Annotated in this window: 19 protein-coding genes and 1 other RNA gene; 15 read left to right on the top strand and 5 right to left on the bottom strand. The window is 40.2% G+C overall.

The window, feature by feature from the left end; translation table 11 throughout:
* Positions 1–63: 63 nt before the first annotated feature.
* A complete protein-coding gene (locus tag GM920_RS16625) occupies positions 64–1,134 on the top strand; it encodes a sensor histidine kinase (protein ID WP_182959553.1) in 1,071 nt (356 codons plus the stop codon).
* Position 1,135: 1 nt separating this feature from the next.
* Positions 1,136–1,843, top strand: coding sequence for a LytR/AlgR family response regulator transcription factor (locus GM920_RS16620; protein ID WP_182959551.1), 708 nt, complete (start codon positions 1,136–1,138; stop codon positions 1,841–1,843).
* Positions 1,844–2,033: 190 nt separating this feature from the next.
* On the opposite strand, the gene GM920_RS16615 is transcribed toward GM920_RS16620, so the two are convergent.
* Positions 2,034–3,059 carry a hemin-degrading factor gene (locus tag GM920_RS16615; protein ID WP_182959550.1) on the bottom strand — a complete coding sequence of 342 codons (1,026 nt, stop codon included), beginning with the start codon at positions 3,057–3,059 and terminating at the stop codon, positions 2,034–2,036.
* A 233-nt stretch (positions 3,060–3,292) separates the two neighbouring features.
* Between GM920_RS16615 and GM920_RS16610 the strand changes: the two genes are divergently transcribed.
* The 6 genes from GM920_RS16610 to GM920_RS16585 all read left to right on the top strand — a co-directional run bounded on the left by GM920_RS16610 (position 3,293) and on the right by GM920_RS16585 (position 9,824).
* Positions 3,293–3,613 carry a DUF6686 family protein gene (locus GM920_RS16610; protein WP_235964560.1) on the top strand — a complete coding sequence of 107 codons (321 nt, stop codon included), beginning with the start codon at positions 3,293–3,295 and terminating at the stop codon, positions 3,611–3,613.
* A 202-nt stretch (positions 3,614–3,815) separates the two neighbouring features.
* Entirely contained in the window at positions 3,816–5,279 is a 1,464-nt protein-coding gene (gene gatB, locus GM920_RS16605; RefSeq protein WP_182959548.1) for an Asp-tRNA(Asn)/Glu-tRNA(Gln) amidotransferase subunit GatB, read from the top strand.
* A gap of 87 nt (positions 5,280–5,366) precedes the next feature.
* Positions 5,367–6,473 carry a TlpA disulfide reductase family protein gene (locus GM920_RS16600; RefSeq protein ID WP_182959546.1) on the top strand — a complete coding sequence of 369 codons (1,107 nt, stop codon included), beginning with the start codon at positions 5,367–5,369 and terminating at the stop codon, positions 6,471–6,473.
* 105 nt (positions 6,474–6,578) lie between these two features.
* Entirely contained in the window at positions 6,579–7,268 is a 690-nt protein-coding gene (locus GM920_RS16595) for a response regulator transcription factor (protein ID WP_062549537.1), read from the top strand.
* Positions 7,269–7,297: 29 nt separating this feature from the next.
* Positions 7,298–8,020 (top strand): RluA family pseudouridine synthase, encoded by a 723-nt coding sequence (locus GM920_RS16590; protein ID WP_182959544.1) that lies wholly within the window; start codon positions 7,298–7,300, stop codon positions 8,018–8,020.
* A 10-nt stretch (positions 8,021–8,030) separates the two neighbouring features.
* The gene (locus GM920_RS16585; RefSeq protein ID WP_182959542.1) at positions 8,031–9,824 is read left to right on the top strand and encodes a chloride channel protein; all 1,794 of its coding nucleotides are present in this window, start codon (positions 8,031–8,033) and stop codon (positions 9,822–9,824) included.
* Positions 9,825–9,868: 44 nt separating this feature from the next.
* On the opposite strand, the gene GM920_RS16580 is transcribed toward GM920_RS16585, so the two are convergent.
* Together GM920_RS16580 and rnpB are read right to left on the bottom strand one after the other, a co-directional pair.
* Positions 9,869–11,275 carry a sigma-54-dependent transcriptional regulator gene (locus GM920_RS16580; protein ID WP_182959540.1) on the bottom strand — a complete coding sequence of 469 codons (1,407 nt, stop codon included), beginning with the start codon at positions 11,273–11,275 and terminating at the stop codon, positions 9,869–9,871.
* 173 nt (positions 11,276–11,448) lie between these two features.
* Positions 11,449–11,823, bottom strand: an RNA gene (rnpB, locus tag GM920_RS16575) — RNase P RNA component class A.
* Positions 11,824–12,689: 866 nt separating this feature from the next.
* On the opposite strand from rnpB, the gene GM920_RS16570 reads away from it, so the two are divergent.
* The 4 genes from GM920_RS16570 to GM920_RS16555 are packed head-to-tail and all read left to right on the top strand — an operon-like array spanning position 12,690 to position 19,704.
* Positions 12,690–13,415: a hypothetical protein gene (locus tag GM920_RS16570; protein WP_182959538.1), complete on the top strand. Its 726-nt coding sequence runs from the start codon at positions 12,690–12,692 to the stop codon at positions 13,413–13,415.
* 10 nt (positions 13,416–13,425) lie between these two features.
* Complete coding sequence (locus GM920_RS16565) at positions 13,426–16,185, top strand: TonB-dependent receptor (protein ID WP_182959536.1); 2,760 nt, start codon at positions 13,426–13,428, stop codon at positions 16,183–16,185.
* A 3-nt stretch (positions 16,186–16,188) separates the two neighbouring features.
* Positions 16,189–17,346 carry a DUF4249 domain-containing protein gene (locus GM920_RS16560; protein WP_182959534.1) on the top strand — a complete coding sequence of 386 codons (1,158 nt, stop codon included), beginning with the start codon at positions 16,189–16,191 and terminating at the stop codon, positions 17,344–17,346.
* Between the two features lie 24 nt (positions 17,347–17,370).
* Positions 17,371–19,704, top strand: a complete 2,334-nt coding sequence (locus GM920_RS16555; RefSeq protein ID WP_182959532.1) for an MG2 domain-containing protein — start codon at positions 17,371–17,373, stop codon at positions 19,702–19,704.
* Positions 19,705–19,761: 57 nt separating this feature from the next.
* Here GM920_RS16555 and GM920_RS16550 read toward each other — a convergent pair whose 3' ends face one another.
* Positions 19,762–20,184, bottom strand: a complete 423-nt coding sequence (locus GM920_RS16550; protein WP_182959530.1) for a c-type cytochrome — start codon at positions 20,182–20,184, stop codon at positions 19,762–19,764.
* A gap of 2 nt (positions 20,185–20,186) precedes the next feature.
* Positions 20,187–20,840, bottom strand: a complete 654-nt coding sequence (locus tag GM920_RS16545; RefSeq protein ID WP_182959528.1) for an SCO family protein — start codon at positions 20,838–20,840, stop codon at positions 20,187–20,189.
* Between the two features lie 194 nt (positions 20,841–21,034).
* Here GM920_RS16545 and GM920_RS16540 point away from each other — a divergent pair, with 194 nt between their 5' ends.
* The 3 genes from GM920_RS16540 to GM920_RS16530 are packed head-to-tail and all read left to right on the top strand — an operon-like array spanning position 21,035 to position 24,206.
* Positions 21,035–21,652, top strand: a complete 618-nt coding sequence (locus GM920_RS16540; protein WP_182959527.1) for a GNAT family N-acetyltransferase — start codon at positions 21,035–21,037, stop codon at positions 21,650–21,652.
* A gap of 48 nt (positions 21,653–21,700) precedes the next feature.
* Positions 21,701–22,864 (top strand): M20/M25/M40 family metallo-hydrolase, encoded by a 1,164-nt coding sequence (locus GM920_RS16535; protein ID WP_317171554.1) that lies wholly within the window; start codon positions 21,701–21,703, stop codon positions 22,862–22,864.
* 10 nt (positions 22,865–22,874) lie between these two features.
* A complete protein-coding gene (locus GM920_RS16530; RefSeq protein WP_182959525.1) occupies positions 22,875–24,206 on the top strand; it encodes a sigma-54-dependent transcriptional regulator in 1,332 nt (443 codons plus the stop codon).
* Positions 24,207–24,314: the final 108 nt, after the last annotated feature.

The following is a 24,314-nucleotide window of genomic DNA, read 5'->3' as shown; positions in this document are numbered from 1 at the left end:
TAAACCATTAAAGGAAAGGATGATCAATGCGTTGTCATCAGCCAAGAAAAACAATACATTTCAATGGAAAAAACGAAATACAGGAAGGTTTTCAATGCTTTGATTCCTCTTTTTATTGGACTGCCTTTAATAGGTCTTCCATTTTTACTGAGGGGTAACGATTTACCGCCCGAAATGAGGGAGGGGATGTTAAAGCATGAAGTGCTCTTTAACGCCTTGCTGATCTTGATCTTTTATGTGCATTATTACCTGATTTATCCTTTAAAGGATCGGAAGCATGGGGCTTGGATTTATAGCGGTTTATTGCTGGTTTGCTTGTTGGTTTTCATCGGATTGAATAGTTTGATTATGCCGCTGAGGCCACAGTTTAAAGATCGGCCTTTTGTAGAACGAGATTTGAAGCTGGAGAGAAGAGGGCCCAGGCCTGGTGGTAGTCCGAGATTCTGGATTTCCATTATCCCTTTTGCATTTGTCATCACGGTAGGTTTTTGTTACCGGCTCTATAATGATAAAGTGGTTCGGGAGGAATTGATCAAAGAATTGGAAAATGTAAATCTGAAAACGGAATTGGCTTTTTTGTCTTCGCAAATTAGTCCGCATTTTATGTTTAATGTATTGAATACTTTAGTTTCTATGGCAAGGAAGAAGTCTGAACTCCTGGAGCCGTCGTTAATCAGTTTGTCGCAATTGATGCGCTATATGTTGTACGACCATGATGGTTCCAGGATCAGTCTTTCCAATGAAATAGAATACCTGAAAAGTTATGTCAATTTGCAGTTGTTGAGGTTTGGTGATGATATTCAGGTGAATTTGTACCTGTCTGGTGCTTTTGAGCGCTATACCATTGCACCAATGTTGCTGATCCCTTTTGTAGAAAATGCTTTTAAACATGGGATAGGTACCCTTACTGATCCAATTATTGACATCTTTGTGAAGATGGAGGAAGGAGAGGGACGTTTGCATTTAATGGTGATTAATGGCATTTCGGATGGCATACCTTCCTTAGAGAAAGACTCGGGAATTGGCTTGCCTAATGTATGCAGGCGACTGGAGTTACTCTATCCTGATCAACATCAGATTGTAATTGAAAATAATCATAAAACGTTTACGGTGAAGCTCCAAATAGATTTATAATATGAATTGTTTACTCCTTGATGACGAGAAACCAGCTTTGGATTTGTTGGAAGACAATGTACGTCAGATTCCGTTTTTGAACGTTGTGGCTTGTTGTCGGAAGCCTTTGGAGGTGTTGGAAATCCTTAAAAAAGAACAGGTAGATCTGATCTTTATGGATATACAAATGCCTGGTCTGAATGGATTGGAATTAATCAGGTCCATGGAACACCCACCAATGGTCATTTTGGTAACCGCCTATGGAGAGCATGCCCTGGATGGTTTTGAGCTGGACGTAGTAGACTATTTGATTAAACCGGTTCCATTTCATAGGTTTTTGAAAGCGGTACAAAAGGCCCAGGCTTTGTATCAAAGTAAGCGTTTGCAAAATAGGGTGGTTCTGGATGAAAACGATCATTTTTTCGTCAATGCCAACTACGCCCTGGTGAAGGTGAAGCTACAGGAAATCACTTTTATTGAAGGCATGAAAGATTATGTTAAAATCAATAATGTAGAAGGAAAGCCGGTAACCACAAGAATGGGCCTCAAAGTTGTTGAAGAACGGTTAAATCCAGTGCATTTTATGCGCGTGCATCGCTCGTATATTGTGGCATTGAATAAAATCGAATCGATTCAGAAATCGCAACTGACCATTGCCGGAGTGGAGATTCCGATTGGGGAAGCGTACCGCCAACAGTTACAAAATTACATCGCGCAAAAGAATTTTTAATATCAGTAAGCAAAAAAAAGGAGGTGTGAACACCTCCTTTTCATAATCTATTGATCACTTGATCACCCAGTAACCAAGTGCCAGCCATAGCAAACCTTTGATGAGGAAGAATAAAAATCCCCAGATACCAAACTTTTTTACCCATTTTAAAATGGCGGCTTTTTTTTCTGATGTGGGTGTATTTGTCATTTTAAAGCGATTCTTTCAGGACTTCACGCCAGCTCTCTAATTCAGGAATTCCAGGCTTACGTTTACCAAAAAATTGAACAATCATTTCTCCGTTTTTGTCAAACAATTCGATAGAGTTGACATCGCCATCGGTAGAAGGTTTTACCACCTGCCATACGCTACGAACTTCATCCTCACGAAGGTGCAAATTAAATTCTGGATCTAAAACATTAAACCATGGACCCATATCTACGAGCTTTGTGATATTTCCGCTGTGAATCTGGATACAACCTGAATTTCCTGTGAAAACCATTACTGGAACCTGTTTTTCTGAACAAGCCGACATCGCTTTTCTAAAACCTTCAACCGTAGTTTCTTTTGCTCTTCCTGCTGGTGCAAGGCGCAACGCTTGACTTCTGGTTACTTTGAACTTTCTCAACAACATGAAAAACTCATGGCTATCGCCCATTTTGTTCCAGGCCTCCTGAAAACCAGCAACATCAATTTCTGAATCCGGGAGTTCCGAAGCCGGAGCAGCTTCCGGAGCAGGTTCAATCAACACTGCTTGCTGTTCCGCTTTGCGGAATTTGGCAACTAAAGCTTCATAGGCTTCCACATTGCTGCGGTCGGTCAGGTAAATTTTATGTAACGCAGTACCATAAGCATCAAAAAACTGTAAACTCTGACGGTCATTTTCTGCTACGGCGAAACCATGTTTCCACTGACGTAAGAACAAACGTAAGTCGATGTCTGCACCTAAAACAAGACCTGCATGTGGCGTAAAGGAGATGTCTTCATAAACACCTTTTCTTTCGTTCACACAATATTCATTGCGGGTTAAGGCCATCACATAACCTAATGAGGTGACAGATTCCAGGATTTTCTCGAAGTCAGGCTCCAGAAAGGTGACGGTGGTTCCCAATCCGGTCATTAGTAATTCGGCTTCACTTACCTGTAATTCCTGCGCCGCTTCTCTGATGCGTTTTTTTGGATTTGCAATTTTATAGGCTTCGTATTTTTCTTTAAGGGTGTTGGTTGCGGTGATCATAAAGGTGTTGGGTTAAAGGTTGAAAATAATCCTTCTTGCGTTGCTAACATATTGGTAAATGTAAGCATATTTGCTTACTATTTAGAATGATTAAAAATAATTAAAGAAAAACAATTGTCTTTTTTAACGCTGGAAAGAATGACTTATTACGCGTATTGGGCTTCCAATCCAATGGTAAACAACCAAAACGGGCAGAAAATAGAGCGTAACCTTAAATTTAAATATAGAATCGCATGTGCAAAACAAGAGTGTTAAGTACCAAAGGAGATACGGTGATCAGTAGCTGCGTTGGGTGTAAGATGTATTATCTGTGGCATAATAATTTGTTGCTGAATTTCAGTATGGATGCTTTTGCAGCATTTAGAGGGGTGGTTTTTAGCCTTCCTTTTCAAAAAAACAGTCTGCCCTTTCCGGATGAAGTAGAGCGAATTATTTTACATACTCCAAATGACGACATCTGCTTTGCCTTTTGTTATGAGGAGTTTGAAAACTTTAAGCTGGCAATAGAGGAGTCCATCTATATGAATGAAGTCTACCAGCTCATGGCTAAGTAACTACTGGCAACGCAATCCAGGCATCGCATAGAGAACCGGAAGCTTCACTTAGCTTGCCTAAACCAAGAAAATTTGCGTAATCGCAGCGTTAAACTTTTGCTGTACTGTATAATTATAGATGGAAACTGCCCGGTTAATGCTCAATTCCGTTATATTTGTCTATCTAATACATCGAAAATCAAGTTTTAACCTTTGCTTATAAATGAGTACGAATACAGCAGTTTCTCCATCAGAATTTGAATTGGTATCTGGTTTAGAAATCCACGTACAGCTAAATACAAAATCAAAAATCTTCTCTTCAGATAGTGCTTCTTTTGGGGCTAAACCCAATGAACACATTTCTGCAGTCTCCCTTGCCTTACCCGGTGCTTTACCAAAACTCAATAAAGAGGTGGTGGCTAAAGCCGTTAGAATGGGTTTGGCTTTGAATTGTACCATTAATGAACTGAATTATTTTGACCGTAAAAATTATTTCTATGCGGATCTTCCAAAAGGATACCAGATTACGCAAGACAATAAGCCGATCTGTCAGAATGGTTTTCTTAATGTGACTTTGTCAAATGGAGAGGAAAAAAGAATCGGTATCAACAGAATTCACCTGGAAGAGGATGCAGGAAAGAGCTTACACGATCAGGATGATCGTTACTCTTTTGTAGACTTGAACAGGGCAGGAGTTCCCCTGATTGAAATTGTGACCGAGCCTGATATCCGTTCTGCGGAAGAAGCGGCTGCCTTATTGTTAGAAATCAGGAAACTGGTGCGTCACCTGGATGTGAGCGATGGTAATATGGAAGAAGGTAGCTTGCGTTGCGATGCAAACATTTCAATCCGTAAATTCGGAACTACGGAATTCGGTACACGCTGTGAGGTGAAAAACCTGAACTCTATTCGTAATGTGCGCAGAGCGATGGAATTTGAATTCAACCGTCAACAGGAAGTAATTTCTGCAGGAGGTAGAATCATCCAAAGTACCCTGAATTTCGACGCTGATCAAGGCACAACTGCCCCGATGAGAACCAAGGAAGAGGCCAATGATTACCGTTATTTCCCTGATCCTGACCTTCCTCCGATACACATCTCTGCCGAATGGCTGGCGCAAATTAAGTTTGATATGCCCGCATTACCCGCAGAAATCTCTAAGCAATTAGTTGCAGATTTTGGCGTTAATGCTTCCGAGGCGGCAATGCTTTCTGAAGACCGCGATTTGTTAGCCTATTTTAATAGCGCTTTATCTACCGTTGGCAACAAGAAAAGCCTGGTCAACTGGCTTACCGGTTCTATCAGAGCCTTGCTAAATGAGCAGGAGCTCAGTATTGCTGAGTTTAAACTGGCCCCCGAACAACTGGCTCAATTGATCAACCTCGTAGATGATAAGAAGATTACGCAGCAAATTGCTTTACAACAATTGCTTCCGGAATTGATTAAACATCCCGAAGCAGAAGCAATGACGATAGCTGCTTCCCTGAATCTATTGATTGTAGAGAATAGCGATGAATTATCTGGTTTTGTAGACGAAGTACTGGCGAAATTTGATGCCCAGGTACAGGCTTACAAAAAAGGTAAAAAAGGCGTGCTTGGACTGTTTGTTGGTGAAGTGATGAAACTGGCCAAAGGAAAAGCAGACGCCCAGAAAATAAACGAATTGTTACAAGAAAAATTAAAGTAAAAGAATACAAATGAACCATCATCAGCTGATAAGCTTTAGGAATGTGCTGATGATAGCTTCATAACCGTTAAAAACAAATATATACAAATGAAAAAACTCGGATATCTGTTATTGATCTGTTTTGCATTTACTGCATGTAAAGATAAAAGTAAGTTTACCATCACCGGAGAATTTAAAAATGCAACGCCTCAAAGTAAAGTTTACTTATATGGTTTACAAAAAGAAAATGTACTTCCTTTGGATTCAACCGTGTTTTCTGAAAAAGGAGAGTTTAAATTCTCACACAGCACACCAGGCGTAGATTTCTTTAGAATCTCTGCTGGCCAGAAAGAATATATGATCATTGCCAAGAATGGAGACGACATTAAAATCGCTGCTGATTTACAAGACAAAAACTTAGGATATACTACATCTGGTGCGGAAGAAGCGGATAAGTTACAAGAACTGAATACGGTTAAAAACCAATATATGCAGAAGCTTGGCGCTATCCAATCTCAATTTGAAGAAGCTTCAGCTGCACAGCCTGCTAAAAGAGAGGCGATCATGGAGCAATTCAAACCTAAATACATGGAAGAAATCAATGGATTAAATAAGGCAGTATTGAAATTTGCTCAGGAAAACAGCAATTCATTGGCTGGTTTTTATGCGATCAACTTGCTAAATCCTGCTGAATTTGAGAAGGAAATGGTGGATTACTCAGATAAAATCAAAAGCAATTTCAGTGACAACCCTGCAGTAGCGGAGTTTGTAAGCAAAATGTCTAAGCTAAAATCTTTGTCAGTAGGACAACAAGCACCAGACTTTACCATTGCCGGTATTGATGGTAAACCAGTGAAATTGTCAGACTTTAAAGGTAAATATGTGCTGATTGATTTCTGGGCTTCCTGGTGCAGACCTTGTCGCGAGGAGAATCCAAACCTGGTAAAAGCTTACAATACTTACAAAGATAAGAACTTTACAGTGCTTGGAATTTCATTGGATAAAGACGCTGCTGCCTGGAAAGGTGCCATTGATGCAGATCATTTAACATGGACTCATGCTGGTGAATTGAAAGATTTTGACGGTCCGGTAGTGAGAATGTATGAGATCGAAGCGATCCCAAGTTCCTTTTTATTAGACCCTAACGGAAAAATCATTGCGAAGAATCTACGTGGGGAAGAGTTGGATGCTTTCTTAAATAAAACCTTAAAATAATCCTAAATCCGTGTTAACACACTGGAGTTACTTAACAATTTGTTAACTTGGGTTTAACGGTATATTATAATTGATTACCTAATTTCGTAACAAATATTTAAAGCTATGAGCACCGTAAAACAAAAGATACTAATTGTTGATGATGAACCTGATATCCTTGAATTGATCGAGTACAACTTGAAAAAAGAAGGATATCAGGTTTTTTTGGCTAGTAATGGCCAAGAAGGAATTACGGTAGCAAAGAAGGTTCATCCTGATTTGATCATCCTTGACATCATGATGCCTAAAATGGATGGGATAGAGGCTTGCAGGTTAATGCGTGCCATTCCAGAGTTTAAAAATACCTTCATGGTGTTCCTAACCGCCAGAAGTGAAGAGTACTCAGAGATTGCCGGATTTAATGTTGGTGCGGATGATTATATCGCCAAACCGATTAAACCACGTGCCTTAGTGAGTAGAATTAATGCCATATTAAGAAGAAATTCAAGCGCAGATGAGGTTTCTGATAATAAAGTAGAAATCGGCGATCTGGTAATTGACAGAGAAGCTTACCTGGTATTTCAGGGCGGACAAAAAGTGGTCTTAGCCAAAAAAGAATTCGAATTATTGTACCTATTGGCCTCTAAACCGGGAAAAGTATACACGAGAGAGTCCATCCTTAAAAACATTTGGGAAGATTCAGTGGTGGTTACCAACCGTACAATTGACGTGCATATCCGTAAACTTCGTGAGAAATTAGGCGAGACTTATGTGGCAACTGTAAAGGGTGTAGGCTATAAATTCGAACTTTCTTAGTATTTTTGTGCAGTATTAAATCCACTGTATTGAAATATCCTTCTTTTAAAGATCTTATCCTATTCGAAAACGATGATTATATCGTCGTAAATAAACCTCCATTTGTAGCCTCGCTGGATGAGCGCGGCGGATCAGGCGAGGTCAATATATTACGTTTGGCAAAGCAGTATTCTGCTGATGCACAGGTATGTCATCGTTTAGACAAAGAAACCTCAGGCGCGATTATCATCGCAAAAACTCCTGATGCTTATCGCAACGTTGCGATGCAATTTGAAAAACGTAAAGTAAACAAAGTATACCATGCTGTGGTAGACGGACAGTTTACTTTTAACGAGCTGTTTATCGACCTTCCCATCCTTAACGACGGGAATAAGAGCGTTACCATCGACAGAAAAGAGGGTAAACGTGCAGAAACCATTTTTAATTCCATAAAAAATTACCGCCATTATACCCTGGTAGAATGTAAGCCAATTACTGGCCGCATGCACCAGATCAGGATCCATTTGGCTACTCAGCGCGCAGCAATCGCCGGTGATGATATGTACCGTGGAAAACCGGTCTTCTTATCGACCATGAAAAAAGGTTACCGCATTGCTAAAGATGATGAAGAGCTTCCGATCATGAAACGTTTTGCTTTACATGCCAGACATTTGGTGTTTAAAGGATTAGACGGTAATGATATCGTAATTGATGCACCATATCCTAAGGATTTTGCAACCCTGATCAAACTACTTGATAAATTTGACGCTTAAACAGTAAGATATGTATGTACGGATGGTAAATTATGTAGACAGAATTAACCAATACCGGAAGACTAAAATCTCAAACAGGAACTTTTTGGTAATTGCAGCATTGATTGTTGGGGTCCTTGCCGGACTTGCAGCTTCTTTGCTGAAAGCCATTACGCACCATATTGAGGATTTCCTGCAAACAGGGTTTCATTGGCAATACAAGTATTACCTCTTCTTCTTTTTCCCCTTTATCGGGATCTTATTGTCGGTCATGTATGTCAGACGATTCATTAGAAGAGGGAAATTTGAAACCGGATTAACCCCTTTGCTGTACACCATCTCCAGAAAATCAAGTAAGGTAGAACCGCATAATATTTATTCTCAAATCATCACTGCCGCCTTAACGGTAGGCTTTGGTGGTTCTACAGGCCTGGAAGCGCCCATTGTAACCAGTGGCGCAGGAATCGGATCTGTTGTTGGCCGTTTCCTGGGCTTGTCCTACAAGGAAACGACCATGCTTTTGGCTTGTGGAGCTGCTGCGGGGATCGCAGGAGCGTTTAATAGTCCAATTGCGGGGATTGTGTTCGCTGTAGAGATTCTGCTCCCAGAATTCAGTATTCCTGCCTTTATTCCCTTGTTGCTGGCTTCGGCCACAGCAGCGGTAGTGGCCAGGTTGTTTTACAATGAACAGCTGTTCTTCTTAGTGACCGAAGGCTGGAAAATGGATGCCCTGATTTACTATGTGATTCTTGCCGTGTTCATCGGCTTCTTTTCCATCTATTTTACCAAAGTAAGCGCTTTTATAAAGCGCTCGTTTTATAAGATTCAACATCCTTATAAGAAGGTGGTTCTAGGTGGATTAATGTTGGGTTTACTGGTGTTTTTATTCCCTACCTTATATGGAGAGGGATACATCACGATTAAAAATCTGTTGGGTGGAAACTATTCTGTAGTAGTTAGCAACAGTATCTTTTCTGAGTATAGCCACCTGCCATGGTTGGTGTTGATCTTTACTTTAGCCACGCTTTTTGCCAAATCTGCAGCAACGCTGATTACTTTAAGTGCTGGTGGAAACGGTGGAATCTTTGCACCTAGCTTAATTATGGGGGGGCTGATGGGTTTTATGCTCGCCTTTGCTGTGAATACGCTAGGTATTGCGCAACTCAATGTGGCCAATTTTATCGTGGCCGGCATGGCTGGTTCTTTAAGTGCCATTATGCACGCACCGCTGACCGGGATCTTCCTGATCGCAGAAATTACTGGTGGTTATGTATTAATGGTGCCTTTAATGATTGTTTCTGCGATTTCTTACCTGATCAATCGCAGTAAGCATAAATACTCGATCTATACGAAACCATTGGCGGAAAAAGGGGAGTTGTTGTCTTATGAAGACAAAGATTCCACGGTGTTGAACATGATGAAGTTGAGATATCTGGTAGAAAAAGATTACCTGATTTTAAATCAGGATGATTTGATTACTGACCGCCTAACGGAGATTCTGCAATCTAAAAGAAGTGTTTTTCCAGTAGTTGCTCAGGAAGACCAGAGTTTTAAAGGCTTGATCTATTTGGAAGAATTGCTGAAAAAAGGAATCAACCATGTGGATCATTTGGAAGTAACAGCCAATGATTTAATCGAGGAGGCTCCAGATACGGTTCATATCAATGATCCAATGAGGTTAGTGATGCAGAAGATGGAAAAAGAGAATGTCTGGGCCTTGCCCGTGCTGACAGAAGAAGACCGCTATCTTGGCTTCGTCTCAAAGACTACCATCTTTAATAAATATCGAAGATTATTAGCCCGACAGGCTGATTATATGGAATAAAAAACAGCCAGCTCCTGATGAAGGTCGCTGGCTGTTTATAAAACTTATTCTGCGGTTCTTTTTAGTCCGAATTTCTCAATCTTACTGTAAAGATGACTACGTTGAATGTCAATGTCGTCAGCGGTCTTAGACACGTTCCAGTTGTTCTTCTCTAGTTTGAATTTGATGAATTCCTTTTCAGCATGATCTTTATAATCCTGGAAATTATTAAAGCTGTCATAGTTCTGACTTAAACTGCGTGCAGCTTGCTGACCGACAGCAGTAGCATGCGCAGCACCGATATTTGTGCCCCCACCAGGGTTTGCAAAAGCGGCTACATCTTGTTCTGTAATGGCTTTATCACTCAGGATAATTAAACGTTCGATCATGTTGTGTAACTCGCGCACGTTTCCAGTCCAGGGTAAGGCTTGTAACGCTAGCATAGCTGCATCACCGATCTTTTTAACCGGCATGCCATATTCTTTACAGATTTCTTCCAGGAAGTGCTGTGCGATCTCCGGAATGTCTTCAATACGCTCTGTTAAATGAGGAACGTGGATGTTGATTACGTTTAAGCGGTGGTATAAATCCATACGGAAATTACCATCCTCTATTTCTTTCAAAAGATCTTTATTGGTCGCTGCAAGTACCCTTACGTTTACTTCCAGTTCCTTTTCGCCACCCACACGACTGATTTTGTGCTCTTGTAAGGCACGCAATACTTTAGCCTGAGCAGAAAGACTCATATCGCCAATCTCATCCAGGAATAAGGTACCACCATTTGCCAGCTCGAATTTACCAATGCGTTGTTTTACAGCAGAAGTAAAAGATCCTTTTTCATGTCCAAATAATTCACTTTCGATCAGTTCAGAAGGGATTGCAGCACAGTTAACTTCAATTAAAGGGCTATCTGCACGGTTAGACTTTTCGTGTAACCAGCGTGCGACAAGTTCTTTACCACTACCATTGGCACCAGTAATCAGTACTCTGGCATCAGTAGGGGCAACGCGTTCAATCGTTTCTTTGATTTTTCCAATACTTTCGGAACTACCTAATATATCTCTTGTTTTGCTGGCTTTTCTTTTCAGGACTTTAGTTTCTGTCACCAAAGTGCCCCTGTCCAGCGCATTTCTTACTGTAATTAATAATCTGTTTAAATCAGGTGGTTTAGAGATAAAATCAAAGGCTCCTTTTTTGCTGGCTTCAATCGCTGTTTCCACGGTTCCGTGGCCAGAGATCATGATGAAAGGAAGGTCCGGGCTATAAGCTTGTGCCTGTTCCAGCACTTCCATTCCGTCCATTTTGTTCATCTTAATGTCGCATAAAACCAGATCAAATTTCTTTTTCTTAATCAGATCTAAACCATCAACACCATTATCAATATCTTCTACATCATAATTTTCATACTCTAGGATTTCACGAAGTGTGCTCCTTATTGCGCGTTCATCATCAATTATTAATAATTTTGCCATAGATATTGCTCATCAATTTTATTAGGAATACGAATATATTATTTTCATTTGAATAAAAACACTTTTAACGCTTACGATGCAGCTGTACTTGTTTTATTTCATAGGATTTAGCTTGTTTTGTCATCCAGGATAAAGGTTCGTTTTTTATCCTTTTCAAGCCAGGGGAGTAAACAAAAAAATGCAAGCCTATAAGCCGGGTTCTGTAAACTGATTGCTCAGAGTTTCTACCATTAATCCAGTATAAATGTCACCATTTATCTCTAACGACCTACCCACTAACATCGGACGAGCAGCCCTACATGCGTTAGCCTATTTGGTCTTTCAACTCCCGGGGTTTACCAGCAATCCGGTTGCCCGGAATACTCGTGAGCTCTTACCTCACGTTTTCAACCTTACCTGTGCTTAAAAGCCATCGGCGGTATGTTTTCTGCGGCACTTTCCATAACTCAGGTATTCATTCCTAAGCCTCTTCCCGTTAGGAAGCGGGATGCTCTGTGTTGCCCGGACTTTCCTCTCCGATAAATCGCAGCGATAGAACAGCTTGCATTTTTTGTGCGACAAAGATATAAAAAAACGGCGTTTATTTGGTATAAGGGATTCCTTTAGCAATCAGTTCGTTAAAAGTGTGTAGGTATTTACACTATATGTTTTCTTATAATAACGCCATAAAAGATTACCAGGGGACTTGGACGACACAACGGTTTCAGGTGGTGTAAAACCATAGTCGGTATAATTTCTAATTCCGGTCCTCTTGCTTGAACAGCATCACTTTAGGTTGTGTTTAGTTGAGAGATAAAAAAGATACTTAAGGGAAATAAATGTTGCCCGCTGGATTTGACTGATTTTTGGAAATCAGGAGGTTAGTGTGTCCGCTTGATTTTAAAAAGAAAGAAAATCAATGAAATTATACCTTGATTTGACCGTAATTCCAGGCCTTTAAATCCGCTATCTGTTTTGCTTTTGTTTTGCTCTTCTTTTGCTATTGTTTTGCTCTGATGTTGCTTGAGCAAAACAATAGCAAAACAGTAGTAAGTGTATAGCTGGAAAATTTGCTTGCCAATTTAGGGTAAGAGTAGGTTAATTACTGGTTAATAAGCGTATTGATGGAAGAGCGTTGAACAGGATGTTCTTGTTTTTTATGGATTAATCTCTTATTAGGAGTAAATGTGTGTTTTTTTATTAAAAATACATATATTCGATTAGCGGTGTTGCTTCGGTTTCATCGAACCTAGGTGATGAAATCTTCTCGCCTGAAAATAAGTTTTATGCGGACGCAATCGCGTTAAATTGATTCCCTTTCTGATCGCATTTTAATCCCCCCCCAAAAAAAAAAAACAATTGAGCTTCATTAATACCTAAATGATGGTTTTGAAACCATACCGCCCATTTCTTGTGTCATAAAAACCTAAACACTATGATTGAGAAAGAAATTAATGCTGTCCCAGGGAAGTTGAAAACCTTTTTAAATTTCCTCCTCTTACTTTTTATTGCCCTGCAGGGTTTTGGTCAAACCAGTGTTCAAACGGAGGTTTATGGCCAATACAAGGAAGTGACTAATCCATCTTTGTACAACAGTATAGCCTATACAAGATACCTTCCTGAAGGTATTTACGAGGCAAAACATCCATTTTTTATAGATCCACATTGTAAAGTCGGAACCTTAGTATACAATGGCAGAATGTATCAGGATGTCTCGATTAAATACGACCTCATACTTGATGAAGTCATCATCTTGTACCTCGACTTAGCATCCGAAGTCTTAATGAGGAAATCCCAACTGACGGAATTTTCAATCGGCAATTATAATTTTATCAATATGCCGATAGGGAAAAATATCCAGGCTGGTTATTACCAAGTCATACACAAAGGCAAAACCAGGGTCCTTTGCAGACATAAAAAAATATACAACTCCGACGTGGTGCAGGGCAACTCCTTATTCCATATGATTGAAGAGAAATCTCCGAGATATTATATTGAAAATAATAACGAATTCTATCCCGTTAAAAATGAAAAGTCTTTATATAAGATATTCCCGGAGCAGAAAAACGAAATAAAAAAGTTCATATCCAGCAATGCGCTGCTCATCAAAGCGTCCCCCGCCTCAGCACTTCCACTGATTGCCGAATTTATAAACAAGTAAAAAGATGGATATGAAATACCTATTGACCTTAATGGTCTTTCTCGCCCCGCTTAAGGGGATAGCTCAAGAAAAGCTATTGGACAAGAAAATCACTTTATCACTGGATAGCGCAAGTATCCAACAGTTTGTTCAGGCTATTGAACAGCAGACAAATTGCTTCTTTTACTTTGATGAACAAAAAATTGATAGTTTCTATGTCACGATGAACGTTAAAAATGAAACACTTGCAAAAGTTTTGGAGGAAGTGTTTCAAAATACGGGCATTTACTATAGTATTGATGAGCATCATATTTACCTGAGTAGCAGTGCCATTATTTCTTTTGCCCTCGGCGAAAAGTCAACATTTACAGCTGCAAAAAATGATATTTTTCCTCGAAAAGTTAGGGCTAAACCAGTCCGCAATGTGGCAGGCATTTCATCGCTTCAATCGAGTTATGAGGAGCATAAAATATATGATATTGGGATTAAAACAAACACCTTTGGTGCAGGTAATGCCACTGTGGCTGGCTATGTAAAACATCATAAAACCGGAGAAGGCATCAGTGGGGTATCCATTTCCATGCTGGGTGTTAAAATACGCGCCATCACCGATCAATACGGATATTTCTCGATCACTTTACCAAAAGGAAAGCAAATACTTCAGTTCAAATATATTGGACTCACAGATACCAAACGACAATTGAACTTGTATGCTGATGGCAAGATAAATATTTATATGACCGATTATATCATGGCATTGAACGTGGTAAATATTGCTGGTGAAAAATCTTCAAATGTTCGATCAACGGTTGTTGGTATGCAAAAACTGAACATTAAGACGGTGAAGCAATTACCGGCTTTACTTGGTGAAGCAGATATTATCAGGGTGATCTTAAACCTGCCGGGAGTAACCAGCGTTGGGGAAGGAAGTACTGGTCTTAATGTTAGAGGTGGCGCGGTAGATCAAAACCTGGTACTATATGATGGGGCTACCATTTTTAATCCTTCTCATTTCTTTGGGTTCTTTTCTGGATTCAATCCCGATGTGGTAAAAGACGCAGAGTTGTATAAAAGTAGCATTCCGGTAAAGTATGGAGGCCGGCTTTCCTCCGTACTAGAAGTCGTAACGCGGGAAGGCAATCACAACAAATTTTCAGGCTCCGGCGGTATTGGCCCGTTGAGTGGGCACCTGACCTTTGAAGGGCCAATAGGGAAGAAAACTACTTTCATCGCTGGTGGTCGTAGTACCTATTCAAATTGGGTGCTTAATTTATTGGATGATGAAAAATATAAGCGTAGCAAAGGTGGTTTTTATGATCTAAATCTGAGGATAAGCCATGATGCGAATGAGAAAAACAGTCTTTATTTTTCTGGTTATTTAAGCGCGGATCGTTTTAAATTAGATGGGGATACGCTGTATAAATATGGCAATGCAAATGCCGTGATGAAGTGGAAACACATCTTCCATAACCGTCTTTATAGCATATTCACTGCCGGATACGACAGTTACAACTTTTCTTTGGAAAGTAATAATAATCATATCAATGACTACAAGTTTAAATTTGATGTCCTTCAGTATCATGGGAAAGTAGATTTTACTTATCTGCCCAATGAAAAGCACAAATTCGAAGCCGGTCTTTCTGCGATCTCCTATCATTTAAATCCGGGTGATTTTTTTCCAGTGGGTAAAGGGCAGGTCATACCAAAAAGGGTGGAACAGGAGCAGGGTTTGGAAAGCGCTGCTTACCTAAGCGATACCTATACCATGACCTCCAATTTATCATTGAATGTGGGCATACGTTTGAGTGTATTTAATTATAATGGCCCCCAGACCATTTACGAATACATTCCTGAGGCACCAAGAAGTATAACGACCCTAACAGATAGTATTTTAAAAACAGGAAATATCAAAACCTACATAGGCTTAGAGCCAAGGTTATCTCTGCGGTATACTTTATCCTCAGACGCGAGTATCAAATTGGCTTACAATAGAACAAGGCAAAATATCCATATGCTGAGTAATACGACCGCCATTAGTCCAATGGATACCTGGAAGCTCAGCGATAACTATATACGGCCGCAAATTGGGGATCAATATGCGATTGGTATTTATAAAAATTTCCGCGATAACAGTATTGAAACTTCTGTAGAAGCCTACTATAAGCGTATTCAAAATGCGATCACTTATAAGAATGGCGCTGAGTTGCTATTAAATGCACACCTGGAAACAGACATCGCAAATGCCAGAGGCAAAGCTTATGGTGTGGAGTTGTTAATCAAAAAAACAGCAGGAAAATTAACGGGTTGGATGAGTTATACCTATTCCAGAACGTTCTTGAAAATGGATGATCCATTGGTTCCATTACCTGTAAATAATGGGAATTATTTTCCGGCAGATTATGACAAGCCACATGTGCTCAACTTCATTAGCAATTATAAATTCTCACATCGTTTCAGTATCTCCTTAACCTCAAATTATAGTACAGGAAGGCCCATTACTTACCCAATAGCCCGCTATTACTATGGTGGTTCTTACCGGATGTTATATACAGATAGAAATGCCTATCGCATACCTGATTATTTTAGGACAGATATCTCTATGAACATTGAAGGCAATCACAAAGTGAAAAAACTAGCACACAGTAGTTTTACGCTTGGAATCTATAACCTAACCGGGCGAAGAAATCCCTATTCCGTCTACTTTGTAGCTGAAGATGGTAAAGTAAATGGTTACAAACTTTCCATTTTTGGTGCCGCTATTCCCTTTGCTACCTATAATTTTAAATTCTAAATCATGCAAAAAAATCTATACTTTCTGATCTCAGCAATGCTTTGCAGCTTATTTTTTTGCAAGTGTAAAGATAAATTCAGCCCTCATATTGAAGGAGGCAACGTAAACTTCCTGGTGGTAGATGGCATTATTGTGCCCGGTGCAGGCAATACCACCCATATGATGCTTTCACGAACGTTCGGCCTTTCTGAAACTGCAAAACCCATCCTCGAAACTGGCGCATTGGTCACTGTGGAACTAGAAAATGGGGCTAGTTTTTCTTTTGTAGAAGATCAACCAGGAAATTATTACGCAAAGGACATCGTCGTTCCAACAGGAGGAATGTGCAGGTTAAAAATAAGCACGAAGAATAAATCGGAATATGCTTCTAGCTTTATTCCGCTGAGCATAGCTCCTGCAATCGACCGTATTGGTTACTATACCAATGATTTTGGCCTGCAGATCTACGTAAATACACACGATCCTGCAAACAAAACACGGTATTACCGTTGGATATATGACAGTACTTATGAGTACAATTCTCAATTCAGGGCATTTCTGAAATATAATCCCGTGGATTCAACCCTAGTTCCTAATGATTATGAGGATTGGATAAAAATGTATCGATGTTGGCAAAAAGACCAGAACACAGCCATTTTAATCGCCAGTACAGCTAAACTTGGGATCGATGAAATAAATCAGTTTCCTTTAAGATCCCTGTCCTACGGAAGTATTGAGCTGGGTATTGGTTATAGCTTTTATTTAAAACAATACGCATTAACCAAAGAAGCCTATGATTATTACTTCAATCTGAAAAAAGTGACCGAACAATTGGGAGGGATTTTTAGCCCTTTACCTACGGAAATAAAAGGTAATATTTTCTGTATCAATAATCCTGATGAACCGGTGATTGGATTTATCTCCGCATCCACAGAAAGTACAAAAAGACAGTTCATTGAACGCCCGCTTAGTTGGCAATATCAGGACAATTGTAGTTTGGCAGATACCATCCGGAATTACTCAAAAGCTGGATTTGCAAAGATTTTTGGTCAGGAAGGGGCGTATCCGGTCTACCATGAAGATAATGAAATGAGAGGTCTTGGGTATTTGACAAACAAGAATTGTATCGAATGTACCACCCGTGGTGGCTCAAATCAAAAACCGGCTTTTTGGCCATATTAATCAGTATTCTTAAAATTTGTACACATGAAAAAGCAATTGTTTGCCTCCTGGGTTTTTATGCTGATTGTGGGTTATGTTCATGCGCAGCAAGCCCTAAATATTCAACAATCACTCCGGGATTATTTGAGCCGTGATTACCAGCCCCGGTTATTGATCCAGACCGATAGGGAGCTTTACCTCGCCGGAGAAACGATCTGGATACAGCTACTTCCAGCAATGGTAGTGCAGGCTGATATTCAGGATCTAAGTAAAATCGTTTATGTTGAAATTTTGGATGCCCATCATAAACCCGTTTTTCAAGAAAAGATAGGTATGAAAAACGGAACAGCAGCGGGTTATCTACAGTTGCCGACAGATTTACCTACCGGTAATTACACCATTTGTGCTTACACAAATTGGATGAAAAATTTCGGGGAAGACTGCTTTTTTAGGAAGCAAATCGTATTGATCAATTCATATCAACCGCTTCCGGCCATTTCAAAAACTCTTGATCCACTGAAAGTCTTTCGTTTTGTGCCAAATCATAATGAGCTGGTTGTTGGTCTGGAAACAACCCTGGCCTATGGTGTGAATGGGGATTTATGGCAAAGTCCGCTTTTTAAAGGATACATTTTATCCGATAAAAACGATACCATTGCAATATTGAAACCCAATTCATACGGAATAAACGCTTTTAAGTTTACACCCGAGAAAAATAGGAAGTATTTCGCCAGGATCACTTATCCTTTGGATTCCGTGATTCCATTGCCTCCGGTAAAGGATCATGGAAATGTGTTTCATTTGAAAAAAGACAGTTCGATTTTAACCGCTACTTTGCTAAGTGTGGATGCGCTGCCAATTTTAGATTATCACCTGGTTCTGGTGAATAATGGAGCGCTGCTTCTTTCTCAAAGCAACAAACCGATCGGCAATAAGCTTGATTTTCAGATTCAACATCAGGAACTCCATCCTGGCGTAAATGAGCTAACCATCCTCGATAAAGATTTTAAGGTGGTTAATCAGCAATTCTATTATGTTCAACCTGAACGCAATGCTGCAGAAATATCCGCCAAACTAACCAAAACCGTTTTTCATAAACGGGAAAAGGTTGCTGTCAATCTGGAAACGAAAGATACTTCATCCAGTAACTTCATGGTCACAGCGATAAAAACCGACAAACTTTCGGGATGGGATAGGAGCAGTTCCACACTGCTTCAGTCTCATTTTAACGCTGAGGCACCTATTCTATGGAATAGGAATTTATCAGGGGCTTCAGTTTCCGATATGAACACCATGCTGGCGCTCTATGGTAAAGCAACCATTCCCTGGGAAAAGGTCTTCGAAAAGAATACGGCATCGTTCAAGTTTCCGCCGGAAATTAATGGGCCCTTGATCAAAGGTAAAGTGCTGAGCAAGGCCGGAGAACCGATCCCAAACGTCCCCATATTTATAACAATTCCTGGCAAACATGTTCGGCTTTATACACTGGAAAGTGATCAGGATGGAAACATTGATTTGGAAATCCCTTTGTTAAGTGGAAATATGGATTTAATCGTTCAGCCTTCAGTCCAGGATAGTACGCTGAAAATAGAGATTTATAGCCCATTCTATGCACATCAGGTGGCGGATCAAGAAAGTATTCCAAAGCTGCGCATTGATCCTGATTTAATGGCGGATATCAGACAACGTCATAAAACCTTGCAGTTGCAGGAGGCCTATTACCTGGACAGTTTAAATCAGGATCTTGATGTTGCGCCAATCGATACGATCCCATTTTTCGGAAAGGCTGAAGATCAGTTTAATCTGGATGATTATACCCGGTTTACGACGATGGAGGAAGTATTCAGGGAATATGTGCCCCATGTGATGGTTCGTAAACAACAGGATGGACTTCATCTTTTTACGCTGAATAAAGGCCTGATCGTTCCAAAGTTTTTCGAAGTTGATCCCTTCGTTATGCTCGATGGGGTACCTGTTTTTAACTTCAACAAGTTCTTTAATTTCGATCCTTTAAAGGTTAAAAAAGGAGCTGTAGTGGCGCGTAATTATTTTTATAACCAGCTCAAAGTTAGCGGGATTGTGAGTTTGCAGACTTACAAAGGTGATTTGGATGGATATCCGCTTGAATCTTATGTCAGCGTACATGCTTTCCATGGCATACAGCTTTCACGTGTTCCATTCTCGCCACAGCAAGCCATTAACCGGAGATTGCCGGACCAAAGGAGCCTGATTTATTATGCACCCAACGTTTCGTTGAACAAGGGGCTTGGTACCCTGGATTTTTATACCAGTGATGTGCCTGGTTATTATAAAATATCAATTCAAAATTTAAATCCGGGAAACCCAGTGAATACCACCTTGGAAATAAAGGTAGAATAGGTAAATGCAAAAAGGCTGAATCCTCTAAATGAAAATTAGAAGATTCGGCCTGATTTTCTATTTACATTTCTTAAGATCTTCGGCAGCCTGCTCTGCAGTATACATGCCTTGTTTATTGCCAAAAGAGTTGGTGATATATACCACAATCCTCGCAATGTCTATGTTAGCCAAAGTCTGGAAGTCAGGCATTTTCTCCTGGTATTTCTTTCCATGAATGGTTATAGGTTCGCTCATTCCATTTTTGATGAAACAAACCAGCTTATTTCTATTCTCTTTAAGGAATACCGTATCCGTAAGTGGGGGAGCAAGGGAACCTAATCCTTCGCCTTTCGCGCCATGACAGTTCTGGCAATACTTGATGTAATAATCCCTTCCATTGGTATAATACATGTCCTGTTTTACCTGATCTGCACTTTGGCAGGAGTAAATCATCATCATGAAGGTGAAGAGTACTGGAATTGCGATGAGTAGTTTGCGCATGGTTATTTTTTATCTTCAGCAAGTAAAATGGCCACATCTTTCTTAAGCTGTGCTACCTGTTTGTCGTCAGTACCATCATAAGCACCACGCAAACGTTTATTTTTGTCGATCAACATCAACCATCCCTGGTGAATGTAACCATCTCTATTGGTGCTGTCTTCCATTACGGCTACCAAATAGTCTTTTTCTGCAATTTTATAGACACTATCTTTTGATCCGTGTACAAATTGCCATTTCGGACCGTCAACACCTAGCTTTTGAGCATATTTCTTTAAGACAGAAGGCGTATCATATTTGAAGTCGATGGTATGTGATAAAAACATCACTTCCGGATTGTCTTTATATTCCTCAAAAATCGTTTTCATATTTCTGTGCATCGTCGGACAAATCGTAGTACAGGATGTAAAGAAGAAATCAGCAATATAGATCTTGTCTTTGAAGGTATCATTCGTAACCAAAACGCTATCCTGATTTAGGAAACTAAAAGCGGGAATGGTTTTATAAACCGTATCCACACCCATTGATCCATCCGAATTTTTTACCGTTACGGCTTCTCTAGGCCCGAGAATGGGTAGTTTTTTACTGTCTTGACAGGAAGAAACGAAGAGAGCGAGCGCAAAGAGAAACGAAGTGGGAAGGGAAAAGTTTAGCTTCATAATTTTTAAAAATTGAATTTTGGTAAAGGTAACTAAAATGAAATTAACCCTTTCATTTTGGTAAGGTCTACAATTGTAACAACAACGTCATGAAATTAATATTGCCGTCTTAATCAACGATAAAACCCAGTTTCGTTGGTTTTTCTGACTTAGGCATCGGCTTTGAACAGGGCTTCGGTAAAATTAGAATACTAATGGAAAATCCAATGATCTTTGTGCGTATTGCTACCATAAATGATATAAAATACGTAGACGAAATAATTCAGGAAACAGCATCTTCAGCGATTGCCCGCGGATCGGGTATTTCAAAAAGAACGCCAGAATCTCTTGCGCAGAAAATGAGGGACGAAAAAGCGGTAATTGCAGTCACCAGTAGCGGAGAATGGGTAGGATTTGGCTATTTTGAAACCTGGGAAAATGACCAGTTTATTTCTAACTCCGGACTGATTGTTGCTCCAAAATTCAGAAAATCTGGCGTCGCCAGAGCCATTAAGGACAGGGTGTTCAGAATCTCCAGAAGAAAATACCCAAATGCAAAAGTATTTAGCATTACTTCCGGAATGGCCATCATGAAGATGAATACACAACTGGGCTTTGAGCCAGTCACTTTTGCAGAGATTACCCATGATCCAAATTTCTGGGAAGGTTGCAAAAGCTGCGTCAATTACGACGTGTTAGAAGGTAAGAAGAAATGTAATTGCCTGTGTACGGCCATGTTGTTCGATCCTGAAAAACTAAATCATATTGCAGAATTACAGCTCCCTGTGGAATCTTATCAGCGATATTTCTCTAAAACAAAGCTCTCCTCTTAATTCAAATTGTCCCTATAAAAAACGGTTGTTTAATTACAATTATCGATTATGAAATTAACTATGAATGCCCATTCAGAAACCAGTTCAGGTAAAATGCCTGACCTTTATACTTTAAGTGAAGATCCGCTGGACTTGTTAAAAAAAATGATTGCCACACCTTCTTTCAGTGGCGAAGAAAATGATACTGCAGACCTGATTGAAGCTTTCCTGCAGCAACATCATGTTTTTACGTTTCGTAAGCGCAATAACATCTGGTGTTATAATAAGTACTTCGATCCTGCAAAGCCGACCTTGTTGTTGAATTCTCACCACGATACGGTAAGGCCAACCAAAGCGTATCATTTCAATCCTTTTCTTCCTTTTATCCAGGAAGGAAAACTTTATGGATTGGGGAGTAACGATGCCGGCGGATGTTTGGTGTCATTGATCGCTACATTCCTGCATTTTCATGAATTTGAAAATATGCCGTATAATTTGTGTCTGGCTGCAACAGCAGAAGAAGAGACTTCTGGGGAGTATGGTCTGAAAAGTGTGCTGCCAGAGCTCCATAACATTGCTTTTGCTATTGTAGGGGAACCTACACAAATGGAAATGGCCGTAGCAGAGAAAGGATCTATGGTGTTGGACTGTACCAGTTTCGGTAAACCTGGCCATGCGGCAAGGGAAGAAGGGGACAATGCCATTTATAAGGCACTGCTGGACATTCAATGGTTTTCAGATTTTATCTTTCCCATCGAAGGCGATTTGGCCAGTCCGGTGAAAATGACCGTGACCGAAGTCCATGCTGGTTTGCAGCACAATATTGTGCCTGGAGAATGTGACTTTACGGTAGACATCAGGTTTAACCATAGCTATACCCCAAAAGAAATATTAACAACGATTCAGAACCATACCAACTGCCAGATTAAAGTCAGGCCAAACCTCATGAAACCTTCTTTTATTGACGGCTATCATCCTTTAGTGATGGCAGGTAAAAAAATTGGAAAAACGACCTATTGCTCTCCAACAAGTTCCGATCAGGGCTGGCTGGAAGTCCCTTCCCTAAAAATGGGTCCCGGCGACTCTGCCAGATCCCATACGGCTGATGAATACATTTATGTAGAAGAAATCAGATCTGGAATTGTAACTTACATCTGGATGCTGGAAAATTTATTTAGCAACCACGGTCAGAAGAAAACCCTAGTTGTGTCAGATAATTATTATAATTGTTGAAATTAACGATATGCAAGACACCGTCCTAATCATAGATGACGAGAAAAAAATCTGTAGCCTTCTGGCAAGGATTATAGAGCTGGAAGGATTTAAGGTGTTTCAAGCCAATACTGGAAAGGAAGGGTTGAAAACCCTCAGCATGCAGGATGTAAATGTCGTGATCAGCGATGTGAAACTTCCCGATTTCAATGGTGTGGAACTGGTAAAAGAAATCAAAAAGATCAAGCCTTACGTAGAAGTCATCAACCTGACCGCCTTTGGAACCATCTCCGATGGGGTCATGGCCATGAGAAATGGTGCGTTTGATTACATCACTAAGGGTGATGATAATGATAAGATCATTCCATTGGTTTATAAGGCCATGGATAAAGTGAAACTTCAGCGCAGGGTATTTGAACTGGAAAATAAAATCAGCAAAAAATATAGCTTTAGCTCCATCCTGGGGCAGTCGAAAGCCATGAAAGAGGCACTAGATCTGGCACAAAAGGTGGCCGGTACGGATACCACTGTACTTTTACTCGGAGAAACAGGTACAGGGAAGGAGGTTTTTGCCCAGGCCATTCATTATGAAAGTCCCAGGAAAAACAAACCTTTTGTGGCCCTGAACTGTAGCGGTTTTAACCCGGAACTGCTGGAAAGTGAGCTGTTTGGTTACAAACAAGGTGCGTTTACCGGTGCCAGCAAAGATAAACGAGGTTTACTGGAAGAGGCCCATGAGGGAACGCTGTTCCTGGATGAAATCGGGGAAATGAACCTGGATTTACAAGCCAAGCTTTTGCGGGTCCTGGAAAATCAAACTTTCATCAAGTTAGGGGATACCCAAACGAGTAAAGTGAATGTCAGGATCATTGCGGCCACCAACAGAGGTCTTAAAGAAGAGGCCGATGCAGGTAGGTTTAGGCTGGATCTTTACTATCGACTTTCCGTATTTTCTATTGAATTGCCAAATCTCGCGCAGCGGAAAACGGATATTATAATGATTGCAAAACACTACCTGAAGGAGTTTTCGGCAAAAGTGAATAAGCCCGACTTTACCATGGACGAAAGTTTTACGGAGCTGCTGCTAAAGCATGTTTGGAAAGGAAACATCCGGGAACTTAAAAACGTGATGGAGCGTGTGGTGATTCTCGCAGATGGGAATGTCGCTACCGCCAACCTCTTGCCATATGAGTTTCATTCCGAAGTGCAGGAAGAGGATTCTATGAAAATGCAGGTGATGGAAAAGCAGCACATCAATAAGGTAATCAAGCATACCAGAGGTAATAAAACGGAAGCCGCCAGGCTGCTTGGGATTGGTTTAACCACCCTATACCGTAAAATGGAAGAGTATAAGCTCAGCTAAACTCTGAAAATACGATCCATTCATTATGATAAAGAACCCTTCCAAAATGGAAGGTTTTTTTTATGCCCATTATTTAATGTAAAATAATATAGTTAAATTAACTATTGA

It is taken from the genome of Pedobacter gandavensis, from assembly GCF_014172405.1.
Taxonomy (GTDB): Bacteria; Bacteroidota; Bacteroidia; order Sphingobacteriales; family Sphingobacteriaceae; genus Pedobacter; species Pedobacter gandavensis.
Note: the sequence above shows the minus strand (reverse complement) of the source record. Positions and strands in the feature narration are given on the sequence as shown.